Below are 24497 nucleotides of genomic sequence, written 5' to 3' on the forward strand. Positions count from 1 at the left end.
GGCGCCACGGTTGCGGCGGGCGCTGACCTTCTGGCGGCGCTCGATCCAGGCGCGAGTCGTGGCGAGCACGGTCGTGCTGTCCGCGGTCGTGGTCAGCGGCGTCGGCTGGCTCCTGCTCCAGCAGACCCGCGACGGGCTGCTGCGGCACCGGGCCGAGGTGGTGCTCGGCGAGGTGGACGCGGAGGTCGCCGACGCCCAGGACCGGCTGGAGGCGGCCTCGGGCCGCGAGGTCAACGCCAGTCAGCAGCAGCGCGACCTGGTCGACCCGATCATCGAGCGCGGCGACAGCCGTGGGTACGCCGTGGTGCTGGCCGGCCCCGAGGGGGAGGCGCCGGCCCTGCGGACCGGGGGCGGCGAGTACACCAGCGGCCTCGACCTGGTCAGCGTCCCGGCCGCGCTCGAGGAGCACTTCGACGGCCCGCGCCGCGCGACCGCCTGGACCTACACCGAGATCGTGCGCACGGCCGGCACCGGCTCCGACGCCCCGACCGCCCGCGTGCCCGGGATCGTGGTCGGCTCGCAGGTGCAGCTGCCGTCGGACGGCAAGACCTACACGCTCTACTTCCTGTTCCCGCTCACCGAGGAGCAGGAGACGCTGAACCTGGTGACCCGGGCTCTGCTGACCGCCGCCGGGCTGCTGCTGGCGCTCGTCGCGGGCCTGACCTGGCTGGTGACCCGGCAGGTGGTCACCCCGATCCGGCTGGCCCGCCGGGTCGCCGAGCGGCTCGCCGCCGGCCGGCTGCAGGAGCGGCTGCAGGTCACCGGCGAGGACGACATCGCCCGGCTGGCGTACTCCTTCAACCAGATGGCCACCAGCCTCCAGCGCCAGATCCGCCAGCTCGAGGAGCTCAGCTGGGTGCAGCGGCGGTTCGTCTCCGACGTCTCCCACGAGCTGCGCACCCCGCTGACGACCGTGCGGATGGCCTCCGACGTCCTCCACGACGCCCGCGAGAGCTTCGACCCGGCCACGGCCCGCTCCGCGGAGCTGATGCAGGCCGAGCTCGACCGCTTCGAGAACCTGCTCGTCGACCTGCTCGAGATCAGCCGCTTCGACGCCGGCGCCGCCGTCCTCGCGACCGAGAACGTCAACCTCGGCGACCTGGTCCGACGCGTGGTCGAGGCCGCGCAGCCGCTGGCCGACCAGCGGGGGATCCGGGTGGAGGTCAAGGAGCCGCCGCATCCGGTGCAGGCCGACGTCGACGTACGCCGGATCGAGCGGATCGTGCGCAACCTGGTCACCAATGCCATCGACCACGCCCTGGCCGACGACCCGACCGAGGCCGTGATCGTGCGGCTGGAGTCCGACGAGGAGTCGGCGGCGATCACGGTGCGCGACCACGGTGTCGGCCTGGCGCCCGGCGAGGCGTCGATGGTGTTCAACCGGTTCTGGCGCTCCGACCCGGCCCGGACCCGCACCAGCGGCGGCACCGGCCTCGGCCTGGCCATCGCGCAGGAGGACGCGCACCTGCACGGCGGCTGGCTGCAGGCATGGGGCAAGACCGGACAGGGCGCGCAGTTCCGGCTGACCGTGCCGCGGCACGCCGGAGGGACACTGCGGCACAGCCCGCTGCCCCTGGTGCCCGTGGACGCCATGTCGAGCGACGCCGCGGTCGTGGTCGGGCCTGCCGGCGTCGTACCGGAGGAGGGGGAGCGATGATCCGCTCACGAGCTCTCGCGGCGCTGGGCCTGGCCCTGACCGTGCTGGCGGGATGCAGCTCCCTCCCGACGTCGGGACCGGTCGTCCAGAGCCCCGGCACCGACCGCACCGACACCCGCCGCGCCAGCGACATCGATGCCCGGCCGCCGCTCGCCGGCGCGTCCCGCACCGAGGTCGTCACCGGGTTCCTCGACGCGATGACCGCGTGGCCGGTACAGACCAGCGTCGCGAAGCAGTACCTCACCGACGAGGCCGCCGCCGGATGGAACCCGGAGCAGGAGACGGTCATCTACAGCGACTCCCTGCCCGTGCGCGAGAGCGGCGGCACGGTGTCGGTGCAGCTGACCGGCGCCGACCGGCTCGACGCCGTCGGAGCCTGGCGCGGTGCCATGTCCGCCGACGAGCTGACCCTCGGCTTCCGGGTGGCGGTGCAGGACGGGGAGTACCGGATCACCGACCCACCGGACGCGCTCGTCGTACCCGCCTCCTGGTTCCGTCAGCGCTACCACCAGGTCTCGCTCTACTACTTCGACCCGGTCGCGAAGATCCTCGTGCCCGAGCCGGTGTTCGTCCCCGAGGGGGATCAGCTCGCCACCAGCCTCGTCTCGGGCCTGCTGGCCGGGCCGCCGCCGCTGGCACAGGGAGTGGTGCGCTCCTTCCTGCCGGCCGGGCTGAGCGTCGGGCTGTCCGTGCCGGTCAGCGACGCCGGCGTCGCCGACATCTCCCTGGTGGGGGAGGCACAGTCGGTCACCTCCGAGCAGGCCGAGCTGATGCTCGCCCAACTCGCCTGGACCCTGCGCCAGGACCCGTCGGTCACCGCGCTGCGAGTCAGCGTCGACGGCACGCCGCTGCCGCTGCCGGGCGGCGTCGCGCAGTACTCCGTCGACGCCGCCGCCGCCTTCGGCCCCGCCGGACCCGGCGGCGGCAAGACGCTCTACGGCATCAGCCAGGGCCGCCTCGTCTCCGGCGGCAAGGACACCGCGCTCGCCCCGGTGAGCGGCACGCTCGGCGACCAGGGAGCCGGCCTGATCGCGGTCGCCGTCAGCCCCGACAACGAGGAGGCCGCCGGGATCGACGCCGACGGGGGCCGGGTGCGGCTGGCCCACGTCCAGCAGTCGACGTCCGAGCCCGCGGCGCAGGTGCTGCTCGACGGCGGCACCTACGCCCGCCCGAGCTGGGACCACGCCGACCGGCTGTGGATGCTCGAGCGGCGCCCGAGCGGCGCGGTCGTGTGGCTCTACGACGGCGCCGAGGTGCGCACCGTCCGGGTCCCCGGCATCACCGGAACCCGCGCCCGTCGCCTCGTCGTCAGCCGCGACGGCACCCGTCTGGTCGCCGTCGTCCGGGTCCCCGGCGAGGGTGACCAGGTCGTCGGTGCCCGGGTGTTCCTCAACGGCCGCGGCCAGGTCGCCCGCGCGGGCCGGCCGTTCGTCGTCCGCCCTCCCGAGGGCAGCCCGATCACCGACCTCGCCTGGGCCGGCCCGATCCGGGTCGCGCTGCTCACCGCCACCGTCCCCGGCAGCCTCTACGAGGTCGACGTCGTCGCCGCCGACGGCGCCACGGTCGGCGTCGACGTCCTGTCCACCATCGTCACCGGCGAGGTCCTCGGCCTCGCCGCGTCGCCGGTCGAGGACGCGCCCATGTACGCCGTGTACGCCGACCGGTTCGTCGACCTGATCCGCCAGGAGAAGCACGCCGCACCCGACGGGCTCTCCCAGCTCGACTACGCCGGCTGACCCCTCTCCACAGCCCGGGCCGGACCGGTTGCCCGCGTGGGACGGGCCTGCTGGGGTGGTCCGATGGCCACGGCGCAGCTGCTCGTCGACGGATTCGTCGACCTGGTGCTCGGCTCACGGTGTGTCGGGTGCGACCGCCCGGGACGCCCGCTGTGCCCGCCCTGCCGCGCCGCCTGCCTGCTCCGGGCGCAGGACGCCGGCCCGCACTGGCCCACACCGAGCCCGGCGGGCCTGGTGCCGCCCCACGCCGTGGGCGAGTACGCCGGCGTGCTCCGGGCCCTCGTCCTGGCCCACAAGGAGCGCCGGGTCCACGCCCTCGCCCGGCCCCTCGGCGAGCTGCTCGCCGGCGCGGTCGCCGCGGCAGCGCCGCCCGGACCGCTGGTGCTGGTGCCGGTGCCCTCGCGCGCGGCGAGCGTGCGCCAGCGCGGCCACGACCCCACCCTGACCATGACCCGCGCGGCCGCGCGGTGCCTGGGGCCCCGGGCACACGTCGCCCGGCTGCTGCGCCTGCGACCCGGCGTCGTCGACCAGGCCGGGCTCGACGCCGCGGCCCGTGCCGCCAACCTCGCCGGCTCGATGACCGCGCCCACGGCCGCCGTACGACGGCTGGCCCGGCGCCGTCCCCGCGCCCACGTCGTGGTCTGCGACGACGTCCTCACCACCGGCGCCACCCTGCGCGAGGCACAGCGTGCCCTGGAGGCCGTCGGCGTACCCGTCCACGCCGCCGCCGTGGTCGCCGCGACCCGGCGCAGGACGAAGGGGCTGAACTTCGGATGAAGGCTTTCGTCGTCACCAGCGACGGACTAACGTCTGGTCATGGAGTCCGCCCGGGTCCGTGGTTGCGTCGCCCAGGCCGGGCGCGAGCCCAGCCAGGTGCGGCAAGCCGATGCCAGTCGCAGGCGAAACGGTCCACGTAAGCCGGCCCCCGGGCCGGTGATCACGGTGCGGCTTAGTCGTCAGTCCTGCCTCGGACCGGACGTCAGATGCGTCCGGACCCGGGAGAGGGCCGGTAGTGGCAACAAGCTGCGGAAGCCCCAGCAGGCGGGTGTGGGGACGAAGACCAGGTCGGCCGGGCGGACTCCACTGTCTGGCGCTCGCTTCGCTCGCGCATGTCGGGCGCGCTTGTGCGCGTTGCCTTCCTCCGCTCCGCTCGCTCGTTCCTCGCTCGCTGCGCTGCGTCCAGGCAACGCGGCGCGCCCGACGGTGGCGCCCCGCAGCTCGCTTCGCTCGCGCAGGGCGCCGCGTTCCCCCAGTTCTGGTGCCGGTCGAGCAACTGGCCAGCACCTCTCGCTTCCTGCCTGGGCGGCAGGAGAACCCATCACGCCGAAATCCCCTTGGAGGTAACTGATGGATGTTGTGGTCACCGGACGGCACTGCGAGATCTCGGACCGGTTCCGAGAGCATGCCGCGGAGAAGCTCACCAAGCTGGAGAAGCACGATCACCGGATCATCCGGGTGCATGTGGAGGTGGACTGCGAACCCAACCCGCGCCAGCACGACCAGGCGGTGCATGTCGAGCTCACGGCCTTCTCCAAGGGGCCCGTCATCCGGGCCGAGGCCGCCGCGGACGACAAGATGGGGGCGCTCGACCTGGCCCTCGACAAGATGGCCGCGCAGATGCGCAAGGCCGCTGACCGCCGGCGGGTCCACCGCGGGCGTCGTACGCCGGTCTCGGTCGGCAAGGCGCTGTCCGACGTACCCACCACCGTGGTCGAGGAGGACGACGAGGTCGCCATCGACCGGCAGGTCGGCCCGATCACGGTGACCGGCGACGGGCCGCTCGTGGTCCGCGAGAAGACCCACCCGGCGAGCCCGATGACGCTCGACCAGGCGCTCTACGAGATGGAGCTCGTGGGTCACGACTTCTACCTGTACGTCGACAAGGAGAGCGAGCGCCCCGCCGTGGTCTACCGTCGCCGCGGCTACGACTACGGAGTCATCTCGCTCGACGTCGGCACCGACGAGGGCTGACGCCTGGATCCGGACGGTACCGGCAGGCAAGCGGGAGGTCGTGTCATGATGCCGCTGTGGCGGATGGTACTTCGCCGGCCGCAGCACCGGGACAGCCCGTGAGCGAGCCGGTACGAGTCGTGGTGGTCGACGATCAGGAGCTGTTCCGACGTGGGCTGACCATGCTCTTGGGCATCGAGGACGGCATCGAGGTCGTCGGCGAGGCCAGCAACGGCATCGACGGCGTCAGCCTCGTGGTCGGCAGCGTGCCCGACGTGGTGCTGCTGGACGTCCGGATGCCCAAGCAGTCCGGCATCGAGGCATGCGTCGCGATCAAGGAGGCGGTCCCGATGACGAAGATCATCATGCTCACCGTCTCCGACGACGAGGCCGACCTCTACGAGGCCGTCAAGAGCGGTGCCTCGGGCTACCTCCTCAAGGACTCGTCCATCGAGGAGGTAGCCCAGGGCATCCGCGTCGTGGCCGACGGCCAGTCGCTGATCAGCCCGTCGATGGCCGCCAAGCTGATCGACGAGTTCAAGACGATGTCGAAGCCCGATCGCACCGCCGGCACCGCCCTCAAGCTCACCGAGCGGGAGCTCGAGGTGCTGCGGTTCGTCGCCCGGGGGCTGAGCAACCGGGATGTGGCCGCGCAGCTCGCGATCAGCGAGAACACGGTCAAGAACCACGTACGCAACATCCTCGAGAAGCTGCAGCTGCACTCACGGATGGAGGCGGTCATGTACGCCGTACGGGCCAAGCTGGTCGAGCTGGAGTAGGTCGGCGCCGGCCGTCCTCGCCTGCTGCATGAACCCCATCCCGGCTGTGACGGCAGAGGCAGGTGGGGCGCAACCACCAGCTGTCGGCGGCTGCTCCTAGGGTGGCCCCGTGCTCACCACGCAGTCGCTGTCGCTCGCGCAGGCCCGTCGGATCGCCCTGGCCGCGCAGGGCTTCCTCGACCCGGCCCACGCCACGCCGACGCTGCGCACCTTCGACCGCACCCTGACCCGCACCGGCGTGCTCCAGGTCGACAGCGTCAACGTGCTGCAGCGCGCCCACTTCATGCCGCTCTACTCCCGGATGGGCGGGTACGACGTCGGGCTGCTCCAGCGTGCGGCGAGCGGGCGTGACCGGCGGGTCGTGGAGTACTGGGCGCACGTGCAGGCGTTCATGCCGGTGGAGCTGTGGCCGGCGATGAGGCACCGGATGGACGACTACCGCGCGCGGCGCGGCAAGTGGTTCACCGTCGAGGAGGGCGACGACCTGGAGAGGGCGCTGCTCGCCGAGATCACCGATCGGGGCGCCAGCACGGCGCGAGAGCTCGACGACGGGCTGCCGCGCACGAAGGACCACTGGGGCTGGAACTGGTCGCGGACCCGCCGGATGCTCGACCACCTCTACATGACCGGCGAGCTGGCCATCGCCGGACGCAACAGTCAGTTCGAGATCCGCTACGACCTGCCCGAGCGGGTCCTGCCGGCCGCGGTCCTGGCCGCGCCGGCGATGACGGCCGCCGAGGCCCACCTCGAGCTCGTACGACGAGCGGCCCGGTCCCACGGTGTGGCCTCGGCCAACTGCCTGGCCGACTACTACCGGATCCGGGTCGGGGAGGCCCGGGTCGCCATCGACGAGCTCGTGGCGGCCGGCGAGCTGGAGCCGGTGGCGGTGCAGGGCTGGAAGCGTCCGGCCTACCTGCACCGGGAGGCGCGTGTGCCGCGCCGGATCGGGGCGCGGGCGCTGCTGAGCCCGTTCGACCCGGTGGTGTGGGAGCGGGACCGGGCCGAGGCGCTGTTCGACTTCCGCTACCGGATCGAGATCTACACGCCGGCCGCGCAGCGGGTGCATGGCTACTACGTGCTGCCCTTCCTGCTCGGCGAGCGGATCGTGGGGCGGGTCGACCTCAAGGCCGACCGGGTCACGGGGCGGCTGCTGGTGCAGTCGGCGTGGTCGGAGCCGCACGCCCCCGCCGAGACCGCGGGTGAGCTGGCCGCCGAGCTGGACCGGCTGGCCGGGTGGCTGGGCCTGGCCGGGATCGAGGCCGCCGCGAAGGGGGACCTGGCGCCCGCACTCGTCGCCGCGCTCGCCTGACCGTGCGGACCACCCGGTACTACGCCAGCGACCGCCACTCCCGCGAGGACGCCGAACAGCTCGAGGCCACCATCAGCACCCTGCGCCGGCTCACGCTCGACGCGTTCGTGCGCGGGTCCCACGCTCGGCCCACCGGGGCAACGTACTAAGGTCACCGCCGTGACCCAACGCACTCTCGTCCTGCTCAAGCCCGACACGGTCCGCCGCGGCCTGGTCGGCGACGTGCTGGCCCGGTTCGAGGCCAAGGGGCTGAGCATCGTCGCCATGGAGCACCGCCACATCGACGCGGCGATGGCCGACGCCCACTACGCCGAGCACGTCGAGCGCGACTTCTACCCGCCGCTGCGCACGTTCGTCACGAGCGGTCCGCTGGTGGCGCTGGTGCTCGAGGGCGACGAGGCGATCGAGGTGGTCCGCGCGCTCAACGGCGCCACCGACGGCCGCAAGGCCGCCCCCGGCACGATCAGGGGCGACCTGTCGCTGTCGAACCGGGAGAACCTGGTGCATGGCTCGGACTCGCCGGAGTCGGCCGCGCGTGAGATCGGGCTCTGGTTCCCGGGGTTGGGCTGAGCCGCGGCTGCAGGAATCACCGCTTCAGCGGGGATTCCCGCGCTCCCTGCCCGTTGCAACGGGCAAGAACCGCAAGAACACGTCAGTGGCTGTGACGGCTGTGACTCCTGAGACGCGGCGCGCCCGTACGGCGTGCCTGCGCGGCTGAGCCGTCGACGTTCCTTACGCTCGCAGGCGGAGGCCGCCGGATCGTGCGCTCGGCAGCCTCCCCGGCGCACGGCGGGCCGGCTTCCCCGACGCGCGCGGACGGATCTGCCCGACGAGGGCCGGTTCGGTGACGTCTTGCGAGGAAGCGTGAGGGCGAACTCCATCATCGGCCGCGACATGGCCGTGGACCTCGGTACCGCCAACACGCTCGTCTACGTCCGCGGCCGGGGCGTCCTGCTCGACGAGCCGAGCGTCGTGGCGCTCAACGACGGCACCGGCGAGGTGATCGCGGTGGGGCACCAGGCCAAGCAGATGCTGGGTCGTACGCCGGACAGCATCACCGCGCTGCGTCCGCTGCGCGACGGGGTGATCGCCGACTTCGAGGCGACCGAGCAGATGCTGCGCCACTTCATCGCGCGCGTCCACCGGCGCCGGTACTTCGCCAAGCCGCGCATGGTCATCTGCGTGCCGAGCTCGATCACGCCGGTCGAGCAGCGCGCGGTCAAGGAGGCCGGGTACCAGGCCGGTGCCCGCCGCGTGTACGTCGTCGAGGAGCCGATGGCCGCCGCGATCGGCGCCGGGCTGCCGGTGCACGAGGCGACGGGGAACATGATCGTCGACGTCGGCGGCGGTACGACGGAGGTCGCCGTCATCTCGCTCGGCGGCATCGTCACGTCGCTGTCGATCCGCACCGCCGGCGACGACCTCGACGCCGCGATCATCGCGTGGATGAAGAAGGAGCACGGCGTGATGCTCGGCGAGCGCACCGCTGAGGACGTCAAGATCACGCTCGGCTCGGCGTTCCCGCGCCCCGGCGAGCCGCGGGGCGAGGTCCGTGGCCGTGACCTGGTCACCGGCCTGCCGCGCACCGTGGAGGCGACCAGCGCCGACATCCGGCAGGCGCTCGAGGAGCCGCTGCACGCCATCGTCGACGCGGTCCGGGTCACCCTCGACCAGACGCCGCCCGAGCTCGCCGGCGACATCATGGACCGCGGCATCGTGCTCACGGGCGGGGGAGCGCTGCTGCGCGGCCTCGACGAGCGGATCCGCCACGAGACCGGCATGCCCGTCCACGTCGCCGAGGACCCGCTGGTCTCGGTCGCGATGGGCGCGGGCCGCTGCGTCGAGGAGTTCGAGGCCCTCCAACAGGTGCTGGTCACCAACCAGCGGCGGTTCTGATGGCGATCGACACCCGCCCACCCACCCCCACCCGAGCACCGGTACGCCGTACCGGCGCCTCCCGCGACCCCGAGCGCGACGCGGGGCGCCCGGCCCGCTCGCTGGTCGTCGCCCTGGTGCTGGCCTGCGCCGCCCTGATGGTGGTCGACAAGGCCGACAGCTCGCCGCTCGACGCGGTGCGCCGCGTGGTGGGGGAGGTCGTCGGCCCGGTCCAGGCCGGCGTCTCGACCGTGGTCCGACCGCTCGTCGACCTGCCCGGGGCGCTGCGGAGCAACGGGTCGCTGCGCGACGACGTGAGCAGGCTCGAGGCCGAGAACGCCGGCCTGCGCAACCAGCTCGTCAAGGCCGGGTACGACGACCAGCGGCTCGCCGACCTCGAGGGCCTGCGCGCCATCGCCCGTGACGTCGGCTACGCCCTCGTGCCGGCCCGGGTGATCGCGATCGGCTCCGCCCAGTCGTTCTCCAGCACGCTCACCCTCGACGCCGGGGCCGACGCGGGCCTGCATCCCGACATGACCGTGGTCGCGGCGCGGGGCCTGGTCGGCCGGATCACCTCGGTGACCGCCCACACCGCCACCGTGCTGCTCATCGTCGACGACAGCTCGCGGGTGGGCGGCCGGATCGGCGACAACGGCGAGCTCGGCTTCGTCAGCGGGCACGGCACGCTCGGCACCGACGACCGCCTGGAGCTGGAGCTCGCCGACCACAACGTGGTCCCGAAACTGGGCCAGCCGATCCTCACCTGGGGCAGCGAGGGCGGCTCGCCGTACGTCGCCGGCGTGCCGATCGGCACGGTCGGCAAGGTCTACGAGTCCCTGCGCGAGACGTCCTACCGCGCCGTCATCACCCCGGCCGTCGACTTCACCGCGCTCGACCTGGTCGGCGTCGTCGTGCCGTCCGGCACGTCCACCGCCACCATCGAGGCCGACGGGAGCCTCCGTTGAACCGCCGCGGCCGCCTGGCCGCCACCCTCCTCGCGGTGTTCGCCGCCCTGCTGCTGCAGGTGACGGTGCTCCCGCACTTCGCCTGGGACCTCGGCGGCCTCGGCGTCGTGCCCGACCTGGTGCTGCTCGTCGTGGTCGCGACCGCCATCGCCACCGACACCCGCTTCGCCACGCTGACCGGCTTCTGGGCCGGCCTGCTGCTCGACGTCGCACCGCCCGCCGACCACCTGGCCGGCCGCTGGGCGCTGGCCCTGATGGTCGTCGGGTACGTCGTGGGCCGGCTGGTCCACGACAACGCCGGCGATGCCCAGGACGCAGCGCTGGGGAGCCGCTTCGCCCCTTTCAGCACGCGCCGCCCGCCGCTGCCGCTCGCCCTGGCCGCCGCCGCGGGCGGATCCTTCGTCGGCACCTCGGTGTTCGCGCTCACCGGCCTCCTGCTGCGCGACTCGGCCGCCGCGATCGGCGACCTGCTGCCGGTCGCGCTGGTCGCGCTGCTGCTCGACGTCGTGGCCGCGCTGGTCGTCGTACCGGCCACGCGGTGGCTGCTGGACCGCGCCACCCGCGACGGCCTGCCGCGGGCCTCCCGGCGGATCCGGGTTCGAGCGTGAGCGCAGCCGCCTCCCACCGCAGCCGGCTGCGGCTGATCGTCATCCAGACGCTGGTCTTCTCGCTGCTCGCGACCCTCGGCGCGCGGCTCTACTACCTCCAGGTGATCTCGGGGGAGAGCTACCAGGGCAAGGCCGCCTCGCAGTCGGTCCGCGAGATCGTGGTGCAGCCGCAGCGCGGCCTGATCGTCGACGCGATGGGTCGCCCGCTCGTGACCAACCGGCTGATCTGGGCGGTGTCGATCGATCGGACCCTGATCGGCAAGATGTCGGCGGCCGACCGCGCCGAGCTGCTGGCCCGCACGTCCGAGGCGATCGGCATGAAGGTCGACAGGATCGAGGCCAAGCTGCTGCTCTGCGGCGACAGCGGGGCGGTGGCCGGTCAGTGCTGGAACGGCTCGCCGTACCAGCCGGTGCCCGTCGCCCAGGACGTCAAGGAGGGCGCGGCGCTGCGGATCCTCGAGCAGCCCGAGGACTTCCCGGGCGTGGTCGTCGACCGGCAGAGCGTGCGCGAGTACCCCTCGCCGTACGGCATCAACGCAGCCCACATGCTCGGCTACCTCAGCCCGATCACCAAGGACGAGCTCGAGTCCGCCGAGGACGCCGGCGACAGCTCGGTGAACGGCGCGTCGGTGGTGGGCCGGGCCGGCGTCGAGAAGGAGTACGACGAGTGGCTGCGCGGGCAGCCCGGCTATCAGCAGGTCGCGGTCGACTCCAGGGGCCGGGTCCGTCAGGACGTCTCGGACCTCGAGGCCCAGCCCGGCGACACCCTGGTCACCTCGATCGACGCGAAGGTGCAAAGCGTCGTCGAGGAGCAGCTCGCCGCGATGATCGCGAAGCAGCGCCAGACCCGCGACCCCGTCACCAAGCGCGACTTCGAGGCCGACTCGGGCGCCGCCGTGGTGCTGGAGGCGAAGACCGGCCGGATCGTGGCGATGGCCAGCCAGCCGACGTACGACCCCTCGGTGTGGGTCGGCGGCATCACCGACAAGCAGCTCAAGAAGCTCTACTCCGAGGCCGCCGGCACGCCGCTGCTGGCCCGCTCGTTCCAGGGCCAGTTCGCGCCCGGCTCGACGTGGAAGCCGTTCATGACCGTCGGCGCGCTCACCCACGGGTACTCGCCGTCCACCGTCTTGCCGTGCTCCTCGGCGGTGCAGATCGGCAACCGCGCCTTCCACAACCACGAGTCGGCGGCGTACGGCCCGATCACCTTCGCCCGCGCGCTCGAGGTCTCCTGCAACACCTTCTTCTTCCAGGTCGGCATGCACTTCTGGCAGACGCTCGGCTCCGACCCCGACGACGAGAACGCCAAGGACCCGTTGGTCGAGCAGGCCGAGAGGTTCGGCTTCGGCGAGCGCACCGGCGTCGACCTGCCGGGCGAGGCGTCCGGCCGGGTCGCGGACCGCAAGTGGAAGCGCAAGTACTACGAGTCGATGAAGGGCTACTACTGCGGCATCGCCGACAAGCCACAGGACGCGGGACCGAAGGGGACCTCCGACTTCGTCTACAAGTTCGCCCGCGAGTTCTGCGTGGAGGGCTGGAAGTACAAGATCTCCGACTCCGCGAACTTCGCGATCGGCCAGGGCGACACCATCGTGACGCCGCTGCAGCTGGCCCGGGGGTACGCCGCGATCGCCAACGGCGGCACGCTGTGGGAGCCGCGGGTCGGCAAGGCGATCGTGTCGCCGGATGGGAAGGTGATCCGCGAGATCGAGCCGGAGAAGGAGCGCAAGCTCAAGGTCCCGGCGTCGGTGCTGAGCTACCTCGACGAGGCACTGCAGGGCGTCGCCACCCGCGGCACGATGAGCTGGAAGCTGCAGGGCTTCCCGCTCGACCAGGTCGAGATCCGCGCCAAGACCGGCTCCGCCGAGGTCTACGGCAAGCAGTCGACAGGCTGGGTGGCGTCGTACACCAAGGACTATGTCGTCGTGATGATGATGAGCCAGGGCGGCACCGGCTCCGGGTCGACCGGTGAGGGCGTCCGCGCGATCTGGGAGGCGCTGTACGGCGTCGACGGCGACCAGGTGCGCCCCGATCAGGCGGCCATCGCGGGCGTCACCCCGCCGGCCCGGCTGCCGAGCTTCGGCGACGACGGGTCGATCCTGCCGCCGTCTCGGGACAAGGACTGACGCGATGGGCAACCGGATCCAGGCCAGCACCCGCCGTACGACGGCCTCCCGGCGGGTCGGGCGCCTCCAGTGGGCCGACCTCGACCTGGTTCTGCTCGGTGCCGTGCTGGTGCTCTCCCTGCTCGGCTGCCTGCTGATCTGGTCGGCCACGCTCGAGCGCGACGACCTCACCGGCGGCGACACGCGGGCGTTCCTGGTCAAGCAGGTCGTCAACGTCGTGATCGGGATCGGGCTGATGCTGCTGGTGGTCGTCACCGACCACCGGTGGGTGCGGATCCTCGCCCCGATCGGCTACCTGCTCGCCGTCGGGGGACTGCTGCTCGTGCTCGTGCTGGGCTCGACCATCAACGGCTCCCGCTCGTGGCTGATCCTGGGCGGGATGTCCTTCCAGCCCTCCGAGCTGGCCAAGCTGGCGGTCGTGGTCGGCATGGCGCTGGTGGTGGCCGAGCGCAGCGAGGGCCGTTGGCGTGACCGGGTCGGCACCTTCGACGTGCTGCTCATGCTGCTCGTCGCCGGCGTACCGGCCGCGCTGATCCTCGCGCAGCCGGACCTCGGCACCATGCTGGTGCTCACCGCCACCGTCTTCGGCGTGGTCGCCGCCTCCGGCGCCCACCGCCGCTGGCTGGCGCTGCTGGCCGGGGGCGGCGTGCTGGCGGCCGTCGTGGCCGTGTCGAGCGGGATGCTCAAGGAGTACCAGGTCGACCGGTTCCTGGCCTTCACCAACCCCGCCCTCGACCCCAAGGGCGCCGGCTACAACGTCGAGCAGGCCCGGATCGCGGTCGGCAACGGCGGCCTGCTCGGGCAGGGCCTGTTCCACGGCTCGCAGACCCAGTCCGGCTTCGTCCCCGAGCAGCACACCGACTTCGTCTTCACCGTCGCCGGCGAGGAGCTCGGCCTCCTCGGCGCCGCCGTGATCGTGGCCCTGCTCGGCGTCGTGCTGTGGCGCGCTCTGCGCATCGCCACCCGCACCGACGACGTCTTCGGCAGGATCGCCGCGGCCGGCATCGCCTGCTGGTTCGGCTTCCAGGCGTTCCAGAACATCGGCATGTGCCTCGGCATCATGCCCGTCACCGGCGTCCCGCTGCCGTTCGTGTCGTACGGCGGCTCCTCGATGTTCGCGGGCATGCTCGCCGTCGGGCTGCTCCAGAACATCCACCTGCGCACCCTCTCCGCCCCCGCCTCGCGACTCACGCCCCAGCAGCGGGTACACGTCCGGGGCTGAAGGTCGTCGACGTCCATCGGCACCAAGACGATCTCGACGTGGCTGGTCGCTGATCCCGACCACGCCTCCGGCACAATGGGGGCCGTGCTGACCGTCCGCCGTGCGCCGCGCTCCCGCGTGCGTCTCTCGGCGACGCTCGGCAGCGTCGAGAGCGTGACCGCGCTGGTGCTGGCCCACCTGGCGGCCGGGGGCGAGCTGCCGTCGGCCTGGTGGCTGGCGAGCTTCGCGGCTCTCGTGTACGCCGCCAGCGGCGTCGTGCTGCGTGAGCGAGCGCGGATCCGACTGGTCCTGCCCGCGCTCCTCGGCGCCCAGGTCCTCGGTCACGCGTGGCTGGTGGCCCTCGCCCCCCACGCTCATGGCGGTCACGGTCACGCGATGTCGGCCTTCCTCGGCCTGACCCCGGAGATGCTCGGCGCCCACCTGCTGGCGGCGGCGGTCACGGGAGCGATGTGGGTGCTGCGCCGCCGGGCGGTGGAGGTGCTGATGCGCTGGACCCGGCCGGGCGTCGTACCGCTGCCGAGGCTCCGGCGCCCGGCCGCGCCCGCCCCACGACGCGCCCGGACCGCGCGCTGCTACCGCGCGCTGGCGCCGACCCGCGGCCCTCCGGCACGCGCCGTCGCGATCGCCTGACTCCGCGTGTCGGGGCAGGCCGTTCGCCGCGCCCTCCGTACACCCGAGTCAACCGAAAGAGACATCCATGCAGATCCGACGCTTCACCCTGCCCACCCTCGGCGCCACCGGGGCGCTGGGGATCGTCGCGCTCACCGCCGCCGCGGCGAGCGCGCACGTCACCGTCACACCCGACACGACCGCCGCCGGCGCCTACTCCGTGCTGACCTTCAGCGTGCCTCACGGCTGCGAGGGCTCGGCCACGACCAAGGTCGCCATCCAGATGCCCGAGGACATCACCTCGGTCACGCCGACGGTCAACCCGAACTGGAACGTGGACAAGGTGATGGAGAAGCTGGCCACGCCGGTCACCGACGCCCACGGCAACGAGCTGACCGAGCGCGTGGGCCAGGTGGTCTACACGGCCAAGACGCCGCTGCCCGACGGCTACCGCGACACCATGGAGCTCTCGCTCCAGCTGCCGGAGAAGGAGGGCGAGACGCTGACCTTCCCCGTTGTCCAGACCTGCGAGAAGGGCGAGACCGCCTGGAACGAGATCCCGGCCGAGGGCCAAGACGAGGAGGAGCTGGCGAACCCGGCGCCCGCCGTGACCATCACCGAGGCCGGCGCCGCGGACCATCACGGTGGCGCTGCCGCGTCCGACGAGACCGGATCGGACGAGAAGGCCGCCACCGAGGCGGACACCAAGGCGGACACCAAGGACGACGACGGTGACGGCAACGGCCCCGCGATCGGTGGCCTGGTGGCCGGGATCGGCGGCCTGGCCCTCGGCGGCCTGGCGCTGGCGCGCTCGGGCAAGAAGGCCTGACACCGCCATGACACGGCGTGTGCCGGCGTACCTGCTCGCCGTCCTGGTCGCCGTCCTGACGGTGGTCGGGGCGGCCGGGCCGGCGTCGGCACACGCCACCCTCGTCTCCACCGACCCGGCCGAGGGCGCGGTGCTGCCCGAGGCGCCGAGCCAGGTCGGCTTCACCTTCGACGAGCCGGTCCAGCTGGTCCCCAACGGGCTGCTCGCCTTCGACGCGGAGGGCAAGCGGATCGACCTCGAGCCCTCCGCCAAGGGCGCCGAGGTCACCGGCCGGCTGCCGGGCGAGCTCGCCGACGGGACCTACGTGGTCACCTGGCGCGTGGTCTCCGCCGACGGCCACCCGATCGCGGGCTCGCTGACCTTCCACGTCGGCGCGCCCAGCCCGAAGGTGGTGGCGCCGCAGACCGGGCCGGTCGATCCCGGCGCGGTGCCGACGGTGCAGGCGATCGTGCATGGTCTCGACTACGCCGCGCTGCTGCTCGCGGGCGGGCTGGCGATCTTCCTGAGCTGGACGGCGCGCGGCGTCCGCCTGCCCGATGAGGTACGACGGCGCCTGGTGCGCGTCCTGCGGGGCAGCGCGCTCGTGGCGGTGGTCGCGGCCGCGGTCGCCGTGCCGCTCGCGGGCGCCTACCAGCTCGGCTCCGGGCTCGGCGGCGCCTTCGACCCGGCGTCGTTCGATCCCGGGCTGGTGCAGGACGACCTCCAGGTACTGGCCCTCCAGCTCGCCGGGCTCGGCGTCGCGGCCTGGGCCGCCGGTCAGGCGCGGTCCTCGCTGGTCGTCGACCTGGTCACCGCGCTGGCGGTCTGGTCACCCGCGCTCGTCGGGCATACCCGCGCCTACGAGCCCACACTGCTCCTCGTGCTCACCGACGCGCTGCACCTCAGCGCCGGCGCGGTCTGGCTCGGCGGGCTGGCCGGCCTCGCCCTCGCCCTGCCGGCCGTCGCCGGGCGGCCGAAGGACGCCGCCCGGCTGATCACCCGGTTCTCGACGGTCGCCGCGGGACTGCTCGCCGCACTCGCCGTGAGCGGCGTGCTGATGGGCTGGCGGATCGTCGGCGCCTGGGCGCCGCTGGTCGAGGAGACCTGGGGTCGGCTGCTGCTGGTGAAGGTCGCCCTGGTGCTGGTGGTCGTGGCGATCGCGGCACACAACCGGTTCCGCCTGGTGCCGCGGGTGGCGGGCGACGGCGGGCACGACCAGCGCCGGGTCGCCGCCGGCCTGGTGCGGCGTACCGTCCTCGCCGAGGCGGCCCTGCTCGTCGCGGTCCTCGGCGTGACCGGCTTCCTCACCCAGAAGCCACCGGGCGGGGAGGCACCGGCCCAGGCGCGGACGGCCGACACCGGCGTCGTGACCGGCGTCGCGAGCGACGACCTCAAGGTGCTCGCGGTCCTCGACCCCGGACCGGGCCTGCAGCGCACGCTGATGGTCCAGGTGCAGAACCTCGCCGGCGACCCGCTCGACCTGGCCGCGGCTCCGGCGGTGGCCCTGCGCTCCGACAGTGTCGACCTGGGCACCGTCCCGGTCGTGCCGAGCGGTGCCGGGACCTACACCGCCGACGTGGTCTTCCCGCACACCGGCACGTGGCAGCTGCAGGTCAGCATCCGGGTCGACACCTTCACCAGCCCGGTGACGACGATGGACCTCAGGGTGCGCTGAGGTCGTGGTCGAGGGGCCCGGGCGATCGGCGCGGTGTCGTTCGACGATGAGCTCGCGCGCCGGCTCACGACGCCTCCTCGGCGAGGGTGACGGGTGCGGTCACCGCGAGCTGGTGGAGCAGCCCGTCGACCCGCACCTGCAGGAACAGCCGGTAGTCGCCGGGCTGGGTGAAGACGGTGTGGAAGGTGAGCACGGTGCCGTCGTCAGTGACCTCGGGGGCGCCGTAGGGATGGACGTGGACGAACCCGCGCGAGTCGACCGCGAAGCCGGTCAGGTGGGCGCTGGTGCCGAGGTAGCTGCCGAGCGCGACCGGCTCGCCGTCGGCGTCGGTCACCCGCAGCCGCAGCCGCCCGTTGGGGCCGACCTCGCCGGCCGCCTGCAGCCTGGCCCTCAGCACGCCGTCGTCGCCGGTCTCGGCGGCCTCGCCGCGCGGGACGTCGACCGGCGTCCACTCGCCGGCGACCCGCAGCGTCGTACCGAGGACGATCGGGTTGGCCGCGCCCTGCGGGATGAACTCCGCCACCACGCGCCACCTGCCGGGTGAGCCGAGGTCGACTCGCGCCGTCCAGGTGCCGTCGTCGGCGAGGGTGGGGTGGAGGTGCCGGAACTCGGAGAGGTCGTCGCGCACGACGTACAGGTGGAGCAGCTTGGTCTGCTCCTCGGTGTAGGTCAGCAGGGGAGCGCCGGACGGGTCGAGGATCCTGAACGCGACGTCGCCCGTCCCGTCGGGGCCGGGCAACCGGACCTCGGTCATCCGGTAGCCCTCGACGTCGGCGCTGGTCCCGTCGCCGACCGGGTTGCCGACCGGCTGGACGCCGGAGCCGCCGTCCTTGGCGGGCGTGAGCACGATCCGGTCGGCGTCGCCCGACGGCTCGTCGGAGGAGCAGGCCGCCAGCCCGAGCGCGAGAAGGCTCGCCGCGGCGGCGAGCAGGGGCGTCGTACGGCGGCTCACGGCGCCACCGTCAGCAGCAGGAAGGCCGCGAGCAGCACCAGGTGGACGATGCCGTTGAGCGGCTTGGCCCGGCCCGGTACGACGGTGAGGATGCCCACCAGGGCCGAGAGGATCAGCAGGACCAGCTGCATCGGCTCGAGTCCGAGCGCGAGATCGCCCTCCAGCCAGATCGACGCGATGGCGATCGCCGGGATGGTCAGGCCGATCGACGCCATGGCCGAGCCGTAGGCGAGATTGAGGCTGATCTGCACCCGCTGGAGGAGCGCGGCGCGCACCGCGGCGATGGTCTCCGGAGCGAGCACCAGCATGGCGATCACGACGCCGACGACGGCGTGCGGGAAGCCGAACCAGGCCACCGCGTCCTCGATCGAGTACGACTCCACCTTCGCCAGGCCCACGACGGTGACCAGCGCGACGATGAGCAGGACCAGGCTCACCCGCGTCTCACGAGCGGTCGGCGGGTCGGCGTGGGTGTCGGCATCGCTGTCGTCCTGTGCCGTCCAGCCGCCTGGCACGGACGTCGTGCCGGGGAGGAAGAAGTCGCGGTGTCGCACCGTCTGGGTGAAGACGAACGACCCGTAGAGCATCAGCGACGCGAGCGCCGCGAAGGTCAGCTGCTCGCCGGTCAGCACCGGGCCGGACTCGCTGGTCGTGAAGGTCGGCACGACGAGGGTCAGACCGGCCAGCGTGATCACGGTCGCGAACGCGGACCCGGTGCCCTCCGGGTTGAACACGGCGAGGTGGTGGCGCAGCGCCCCGACCACGAGGGCGAGGCCGACGATCCCGTTGACCGTGATCATCACCGCCGCGAAGACGGTGTCTCGCGCGAGCGTGGAGGTCTCGCCGCTGCCGGAGACCATCAGCATCACGATCAGCCCGACCTCGATCACCGTGACCGCCACCGCCAGCAGCAGCGAGCCGAAGGGCTCGCCGACCTTGTGGGCGACGACCTCGGCGTGGTGGACGGCCGCGAGCACCGCGCCGATGAGGGCGACGCCGATGAGGCTGGCCGCGAGCGGACCGGGGTGCGTGCCCCAGCTCACGGCGAGCACGATGGCCGCGAGAGGCGGTGCGAGCACCGTCCACCCGAGTCGTCCGGAGGTGGAGGCACTCATGGTGCTCGATCCTACGGGTGCCTGCCTCGCCGCCCGCGACGATGCCGCTCGCGCTCCCGAGCACTCGTAGAATCGGGGTCATGTCCGTCGAGTCCGTCTTCCCCCGGCTGGAGCCCCACCTGCTCTCGGTCTCCAAGCCGATCCAGTACGTCGGCGGCGAGCTCAACATGGTCTCGAAGGACTGGGACGCCGCCGAGGTGCGCTGGGTGCTGATGTACCCCGACGCCTACGAGGTCGGTTTGCCCAACCAGGGCGTCCAGATCCTCTACGAGGTGCTCAACGAGCGGGAGTGGATCCTCGCCGAGCGCACCTACGCCGTGTGGCCCGACATGGAGAAGGTGCTGCGCGAGCAGCAGATCCCGCAGTTCACCGTCGACAGCCACCGTCCCGTCGGCGCCTTCGACCTGTTCGGCATCTCGTTCTCCACCGAGCTCGGCTACACCAACCTGCTCACGGCGCTCGACCTGGCCGGCATCCCGCTGCACGCCACCGACCGCACCGAGGCCCACCCGGTGGTGATCGCCGGCGGGCACGCCGCCTTCAACCCCGAGCCGATCGCCGACTTCGTCGACGCGGCGGTCCTCGGCGACGGCGAGGAGGTCGTGCTCAAGATCTCCGAGCTGGTGCGGGAGTTCAAGGCGGAGGGCGCCCCGGGCGGGCGCGAGGAGCTGCTGCGCCGGCTCGCCGTGTCCGGGACGGTCTACGTGCCGCGGCTCTACGACGTCACGTACGACGAGAGCGGCGCGATCGCGGCCGTCGTACCCAACCATCCGGAGGCCCCGGACAGGGTTCGCAAGCACACCTTGATGGACCTCGACCAGTGGCCCTACCCGCGCAACCCGCTGGTGCCGCTCGCCGAGACCGTGCATGAGCGGTTCTCGGTGGAGATCTTCCGTGGCTGCACCCGCGGCTGCCGGTTCTGCCAGGCCGGCATGATCACCCGCCCGGTGCGCGAGCGGTCGATCGAGACGATCGGCGCGATGGTCGACAACGGCATCAAGAAGACCGGCTTCGAGGAGGTCGGGCTGCTCTCCCTGTCGAGCGCCGACCACACCGAGATCGGTGAGGTCGCCACCGGCCTCGCCGACCGCTACGAGGGCTCGAACGTCTCGCTCTCGCTGCCCTCCACCCGCGTCGACGCGTTCAACATCACCCTCGCCAACGAGTTCTCCCGCAACGGCCGCCGCTCCGGCCTGACCTTCGCGCCCGAGGGTGGCAGCGAGCGGATGCGCAAGGTGATCAACAAGATGGTCACCGAGGACGACCTGATCCGCACCGTCGCCACGGCGTACTCCCACGGCTGGCGGCAGGTGAAGCTCTACTTCATGTGCGGCCTGCCCACCGAGACCGACGAGGACGTCCTCCAGATCGCCGAGCTCGCCAAGCGGGTGATCGCCACCGGCCGCGAGGTCTCCGGGCGCAACGACATCCGCTGCACCGTCTCCATCGGCGGCTTCGTGCCCAAGCCGCACACGCCCTTCCAGTGGGCCGCCCAGCTCGACGCCGAGACCACCGACCACCGGCTGCAGGTGCTGCGCGACACCGTCCGCGCCGACAAGCGCTTCGGCCGCGCCATCGGCTTCCGCTACCACGACGGGGAGCCCGGCCTGATCGAGGGACTGCTCTCCCGCGGCGACCGCCGTGTCGGCGCGATCATCGAGCAGGTCTGGCGCGACGGCGGCCGCTTCGACGGCTGGTCCGAGCACTTCTCCTTCGCCCGCTGGGCCGCTGCGGCGGAGATGGCGCTGTCCGGCACCGGTGTGGACCTCGACTGGTTCACCACCCGGGAGCGGGAGTACGACGAGGTGCTGCCCTGGGACCACCTCGACTCCGGCCTCGACAAGGACTGGCTGTGGGCCGACTGGGAGGACGCCCTCGCCGTCGGGTCGGGCGACTCCGACGTCGAGGTCGAGGACTGTCGATGGACGCCGTGCTACGACTGCGGCGTGTGCCCGGAGATGGGCACGGAGATCCAGATCGGGCCCACCGGGCAGAAGCTGCTGCCGCTCAGCGTCGTCTGATCCGGACGGGTCTCAGGCACCGACCCGCTGACCCTCGTCGCGCACCCGCCCGGTGATCTTCTCGCCGTCGCCGCGCTCGACGTAGCAGAAGAAGGCGTCCCCGCTCTCCGGCTCCTCGTCGTCGGCCTCCACCTCGACGCGCGGGACGTAGTCGCTCCTGAGCGCATCGAGGTAGGCCTGGTCCAGACCGGGTAGGTCGCCGCAGAACTCGTGCCACGACAGCTCGTCGTAGCGTGTGACCAGTGCGTCGTCGAACCGCCCGACCCAGATCACCTCACCGGCATGGGGCTCCGCGCAGGTGGCCTTGATCGGGTCGCCGACGAAGTCGAGGTCGATGCACTGGCCGACCCGGGCCTCGTCCGCCCAGACGGTGCGGCTCTCCACGATCGCGGCGAAGACGACGAACCCGATCCCCACGACGAGCGCGAGCGCGCCGACGATCACGCCGGTCAGCGCCGCCCAGCGCCCCGAGCGGCGGCCGCCGCGGGTGCGGACGAGACCCGCGATGCCGAGCCCGATCCCGACGGGTGCGGCGCAGCAGGTGAGCGAGCACACCAGCGCCGCGATCGACAGGCCGTCGTAGGGAGCCCGGGACCCGTACGCACGCCCGTCGTACGGGTTCGAGCCCGGCTCGTAGGACGGGTAGCCGCCGTACGGATCGGTCATCCGAGAGGATCGCTCAGGTCACAGGATTGGCTTGGTCAGCTCGTCGTCCGGCTCGACGTAGCAGACCAGGTGGTCGCCGACCGAGACGTCCTTCGGATCCTCGATGACCGCGTGGAGGTCCTGGAGGTACGGCGCCAGCTTGGCCAGGTCGTCGGAGTCGATCGCCGTGGCGCAGTAGCCGACCATCCCGTTCTCGACGTCGTCGAGGTTGTCGGAGGTGACCTTCGCGACGCCGACGATCTCGGCGTCGTGCTCCTCGGTGCACTTCTTCTCGCGCAGGAGGACGGTGCCGTCGTCCTCGTCGATGTCGACGCACTGCCCGACCTCGGCGTTGCCCGGGGTCACGATGGAGTCGGCGAAGATGAAGAGGGCGGCACCCGCGACGGCGGAGCCGATCGACATCAGCAGGCCGATCACGATGCCGGCGATGGCGAGCCCGCGGCCCTTGCGCTGGCCGCCCTTGGTCCGCGAGAGGCCCACGAACCCGAGGACCACGCCCACCGGCGCGAGGCAGCACAGCAGGCTGGTCACCAGCGCGGCGATGGAGATGCCGTCGGTCTTCGGCGGCATCTCCCCGGAGCCGCCGGGGAACGACCCGGGCGCGCCGTACCCACCACCTGACCCGGAGGCGTAGGGCGCGGGCGGCGGGGGCGGCGCCGGCTGGCCGTAGGGGTTCTGCGGCTGGTTCTGGCCGTAGGGGCTCTGGCCGTAGGGGTCGCTCACGGGCGACACCCTAGTGTCGGTTGCGGTCGAGTAGGGTCGATTCATGCCGAATGGCCGCGAGTGCAGCAACTCCACCCGGACGTCCACACGTCGGACGGTGGCGGTCTGACCGTGGGAGCCCGCCCCCTCTTCTCGATCGTCACGCCCGTCTACGCGCCGCCGCTCGACGTGCTGGAGGACACCCTCAAGTCCGTCCTGGCGCAGACCTTCGACGACTGGGAGCTCATCCTCGTCGACGACCTCTCACCCGACGAGGGGGTGCGCACGCTGCTCCGCCGCTACGCCGCGCTCGACGCGCGGATCCGGGTCATCGAGCGAGAGACCAACGGCCACATCGTGGCCGCCTCCAACGACGGCATCACCGCGGCGCGGGGCGAGTTCATCGCGCTCCTCGACCACGACGACCTGCTGGTTCCGCACGCCCTGCAGGCCAACGCCGACGTGCTGCGCGCGGACCCGCAGATCGACTACGTCTACTCCGACGAGGACAAGACCGAGGACGGCGTCGCCTACTACGACGCCTTCGCGAAGCCGGACTGGTCGCCGGAGCGGCTGCGTGCCCAGAACTACTGCTGCCACTTCTCGGTGCTGCGCACCAGTCTGGTGCGCGAGGTCGGTGGCTTCCGTGCGGGCTACGACGGCTCGCAGGACCACGACCTCATCCTCCGGGTCACCGAACGGGCCCGCGCCATCCACCACATCCGTGAGGTGCTCTACCACTGGCGGGTCGTGGCCGGGTCCGCGGCGGGGGAGTCCACGGCCAAGCCGTACGCCGTCGAGGCCGGCCGGCGGGCGGTCGCCGACCAGCTCGAGCGACTCGGCCTCGAGGCCAGGGTCGAGGCGATCTGGCCCGGGATGTACCGCGTCTCGCGCCCGCTCCCGGCGGAGGTCTCGGTGAGCGTCGTGATCACGACCAGCGGTACGGACGCGATGGTGCGGGGCCGGCGCCGGCTCCACGTCGTCGAGGCCGTGCGCAGCGCGCTGGCCCATACCGAGCACGAGAACGTCGAGATCGTCGTCGTCCACGACGCCGCGATGCGGGACTCGGTGGTGGCCCAGCTGCGCGAGCTCGTCGGCGACCGGCTGGTGCTGGTGCCGGTCGACGAGCCGCCGTACCCCAGCCGGTGGGTCAACCTCGGAGTGCTGGCATCGTCCGGCGACCGGATCGTGCTGCTCGACGAGTTGGTCGAGATGAGCGGCGAGAGGTGGCTCGAGGCACTCGTGGCGCCGTTGGCCGACCTGACGGTCGGCGTGACCGGTGCCAAGCTGCTCCACAGCGACGGAACCATCGCGCATGCCGGGATCACGGGCGCCAACCGCCGGTTCGCCCCGGCCTACCGGTTCGAGCCCGGCCCCTCCGCGGGGCCGTTCGGAGATCTGTGGGTCTCGCGCGAGGTGAGCGCGGTCGCGGGCGTGTGCCTGGCCGTGCGGCGCGATGCCTATCTCGCCGTCGGCGGCATGACCGAGACCATGCGCAACGAGCTCTACGACGTGGACCTCTGCTTGAAGGTTCGCGCGGCGGGACACTCCGTTCTCTGGGTGCCGGAGGCCGAGGGCCTGCACTTCCCGCCGCTCGACGAGGAGACGACCGGAGCCGCCGGCGAGCACGCCGTGCTGTGCGCGCGGTGGGGCGAGCCGAGGCGCGACGACTACACGGACGTGCCCGATGTCACGGCGGGCAAGGCGCGTCGCTGAGAGCCG

22 protein-coding genes are annotated in these 24497 nt (G+C 72.5%); 18 read left to right on the forward strand and 4 right to left on the reverse strand.

Translation table 11 applies throughout. The features are described from left to right. Window positions 1-10: 10 nt before the first annotated feature. The 16 genes from mtrB (at window position 11) to ACUP6Y_RS06955 (ending at window position 17319) form a co-directional block, all read left to right on the forward strand. Window positions 11-1657 (forward strand): MtrAB system histidine kinase MtrB, encoded by a 1647-nt coding sequence (mtrB, locus tag ACUP6Y_RS06880; RefSeq protein WP_462555013.1) that lies wholly within the window; start codon window positions 11-13, stop codon window positions 1655-1657. Then, window positions 1654-3393 carry an LpqB family beta-propeller domain-containing protein gene (locus ACUP6Y_RS06885; protein WP_462555014.1) on the forward strand — a complete coding sequence of 580 codons (1740 nt, stop codon included), beginning with the start codon at window positions 1654-1656 and terminating at the stop codon, window positions 3391-3393. The genes mtrB and ACUP6Y_RS06885 overlap by 4 nt, the downstream gene beginning before the upstream one ends. A 63-nt stretch (window positions 3394-3456) precedes the next feature. Further along, on the forward strand, window positions 3457-4170 hold the full coding sequence (locus tag ACUP6Y_RS06890; RefSeq protein WP_462555015.1) for a ComF family protein: 714 nt from the start codon (window positions 3457-3459) through the stop codon (window positions 4168-4170). Window positions 4171-4740: 570 nt separating this feature from the next. Next, complete coding sequence (gene hpf / locus ACUP6Y_RS06895) at window positions 4741-5364, forward strand: ribosome hibernation-promoting factor, HPF/YfiA family (protein ID WP_462555016.1); 624 nt, start codon at window positions 4741-4743, stop codon at window positions 5362-5364. A 98-nt stretch (window positions 5365-5462) separates the two neighbouring features. Continuing rightward, window positions 5463-6122, forward strand: a complete 660-nt coding sequence (locus tag ACUP6Y_RS06900) for a response regulator (protein WP_462555017.1) — start codon at window positions 5463-5465, stop codon at window positions 6120-6122. A gap of 109 nt (window positions 6123-6231) precedes the next feature. Beyond that, entirely contained in the window at window positions 6232-7431 is a 1200-nt protein-coding gene (locus ACUP6Y_RS06905) for a winged helix-turn-helix domain-containing protein (RefSeq protein ID WP_462555018.1), read from the forward strand. Between the two features lie 2 nt (window positions 7432-7433). Then, a complete protein-coding gene (locus ACUP6Y_RS06910) occupies window positions 7434-7580 on the forward strand; it encodes a hypothetical protein (RefSeq protein WP_462555019.1) in 147 nt (48 codons plus the stop codon). Between the two features lie 10 nt (window positions 7581-7590). Then, window positions 7591-8001, forward strand: a complete 411-nt coding sequence (gene ndk, locus ACUP6Y_RS06915; RefSeq protein ID WP_462555020.1) for a nucleoside-diphosphate kinase — start codon at window positions 7591-7593, stop codon at window positions 7999-8001. 294 nt (window positions 8002-8295) lie between these two features. After that, window positions 8296-9327, forward strand: coding sequence for a rod shape-determining protein (locus ACUP6Y_RS06920; protein WP_462555021.1), 1032 nt, complete (start codon window positions 8296-8298; stop codon window positions 9325-9327). Beyond that, entirely contained in the window at window positions 9327-10271 is a 945-nt protein-coding gene (mreC, locus tag ACUP6Y_RS06925) for a rod shape-determining protein MreC (protein ID WP_462555022.1), read from the forward strand. Before ACUP6Y_RS06920 ends, mreC begins: the two co-directional genes overlap by 1 nt. Next, window positions 10268-10879 (forward strand): rod shape-determining protein MreD, encoded by a 612-nt coding sequence (gene mreD, locus ACUP6Y_RS06930; protein WP_462555023.1) that lies wholly within the window; start codon window positions 10268-10270, stop codon window positions 10877-10879. Before mreC ends, mreD begins: the two co-directional genes overlap by 4 nt. Continuing rightward, window positions 10876-13005 (forward strand): penicillin-binding protein 2, encoded by a 2130-nt coding sequence (gene mrdA, locus ACUP6Y_RS06935; protein WP_462555024.1) that lies wholly within the window; start codon window positions 10876-10878, stop codon window positions 13003-13005. The genes mreD and mrdA overlap by 4 nt, the downstream gene beginning before the upstream one ends. Before the next feature lie 4 nt (window positions 13006-13009). Then, on the forward strand, window positions 13010-14227 hold the full coding sequence (gene rodA / locus ACUP6Y_RS06940; protein WP_462555025.1) for a rod shape-determining protein RodA: 1218 nt from the start codon (window positions 13010-13012) through the stop codon (window positions 14225-14227). Between the two features lie 84 nt (window positions 14228-14311). Then, the gene (locus ACUP6Y_RS06945; protein WP_462555026.1) at window positions 14312-14857 is read left to right on the forward strand and encodes a hypothetical protein; all 546 of its coding nucleotides are present in this window, start codon (window positions 14312-14314) and stop codon (window positions 14855-14857) included. 67 nt (window positions 14858-14924) lie between these two features. Further along, a complete protein-coding gene (locus ACUP6Y_RS06950; protein WP_462555027.1) occupies window positions 14925-15665 on the forward strand; it encodes a YcnI family copper-binding membrane protein in 741 nt (246 codons plus the stop codon). 7 nt (window positions 15666-15672) lie between these two features. After that, on the forward strand, window positions 15673-17319 hold the full coding sequence (locus ACUP6Y_RS06955; RefSeq protein WP_462555028.1) for a copper resistance CopC/CopD family protein: 1647 nt from the start codon (window positions 15673-15675) through the stop codon (window positions 17317-17319). Between the two features lie 64 nt (window positions 17320-17383). On the opposite strand, the gene ACUP6Y_RS06960 is transcribed toward ACUP6Y_RS06955, so the two are convergent. Continuing rightward, window positions 17384-18271 (reverse strand): hypothetical protein, encoded by an 888-nt coding sequence (locus ACUP6Y_RS06960; protein WP_462555029.1) that lies wholly within the window; start codon window positions 18269-18271, stop codon window positions 17384-17386. Continuing rightward, window positions 18268-19386 (reverse strand): calcium:cation antiporter, encoded by a 1119-nt coding sequence (locus tag ACUP6Y_RS06965; RefSeq protein ID WP_462555030.1) that lies wholly within the window; start codon window positions 19384-19386, stop codon window positions 18268-18270. Before ACUP6Y_RS06965 ends, ACUP6Y_RS06960 begins: the two co-directional genes overlap by 4 nt. An 80-nt stretch (window positions 19387-19466) precedes the next feature. Here ACUP6Y_RS06965 and ACUP6Y_RS06970 point away from each other — a divergent pair, with 80 nt between their 5' ends. Next, window positions 19467-21407 (forward strand): TIGR03960 family B12-binding radical SAM protein, encoded by a 1941-nt coding sequence (locus ACUP6Y_RS06970; RefSeq protein WP_462555031.1) that lies wholly within the window; start codon window positions 19467-19469, stop codon window positions 21405-21407. Window positions 21408-21419: 12 nt separating this feature from the next. Here the strand turns inward: ACUP6Y_RS06970 and ACUP6Y_RS06975 are convergent, their stop codons facing one another. Both ACUP6Y_RS06975 and ACUP6Y_RS06980 read right to left on the reverse strand, forming a co-directional pair. Further along, a complete protein-coding gene (locus ACUP6Y_RS06975) occupies window positions 21420-22073 on the reverse strand; it encodes a hypothetical protein (RefSeq protein ID WP_462555032.1) in 654 nt (217 codons plus the stop codon). An 18-nt stretch (window positions 22074-22091) separates the two neighbouring features. After that, window positions 22092-22796 carry a DUF4190 domain-containing protein gene (locus ACUP6Y_RS06980; protein ID WP_462555033.1) on the reverse strand — a complete coding sequence of 235 codons (705 nt, stop codon included), beginning with the start codon at window positions 22794-22796 and terminating at the stop codon, window positions 22092-22094. Between the two features lie 111 nt (window positions 22797-22907). Here ACUP6Y_RS06980 and ACUP6Y_RS06985 point away from each other — a divergent pair, with 111 nt between their 5' ends. Then, window positions 22908-24491: a glycosyltransferase family 2 protein gene (locus ACUP6Y_RS06985; RefSeq protein WP_462555034.1), complete on the forward strand. Its 1584-nt coding sequence runs from the start codon at window positions 22908-22910 to the stop codon at window positions 24489-24491. The last annotated feature ends 6 nt before the right edge of the window (window positions 24492-24497 follow it).

It is taken from the genome of Nocardioides sp. S5-5 (assembly GCF_054954065.1).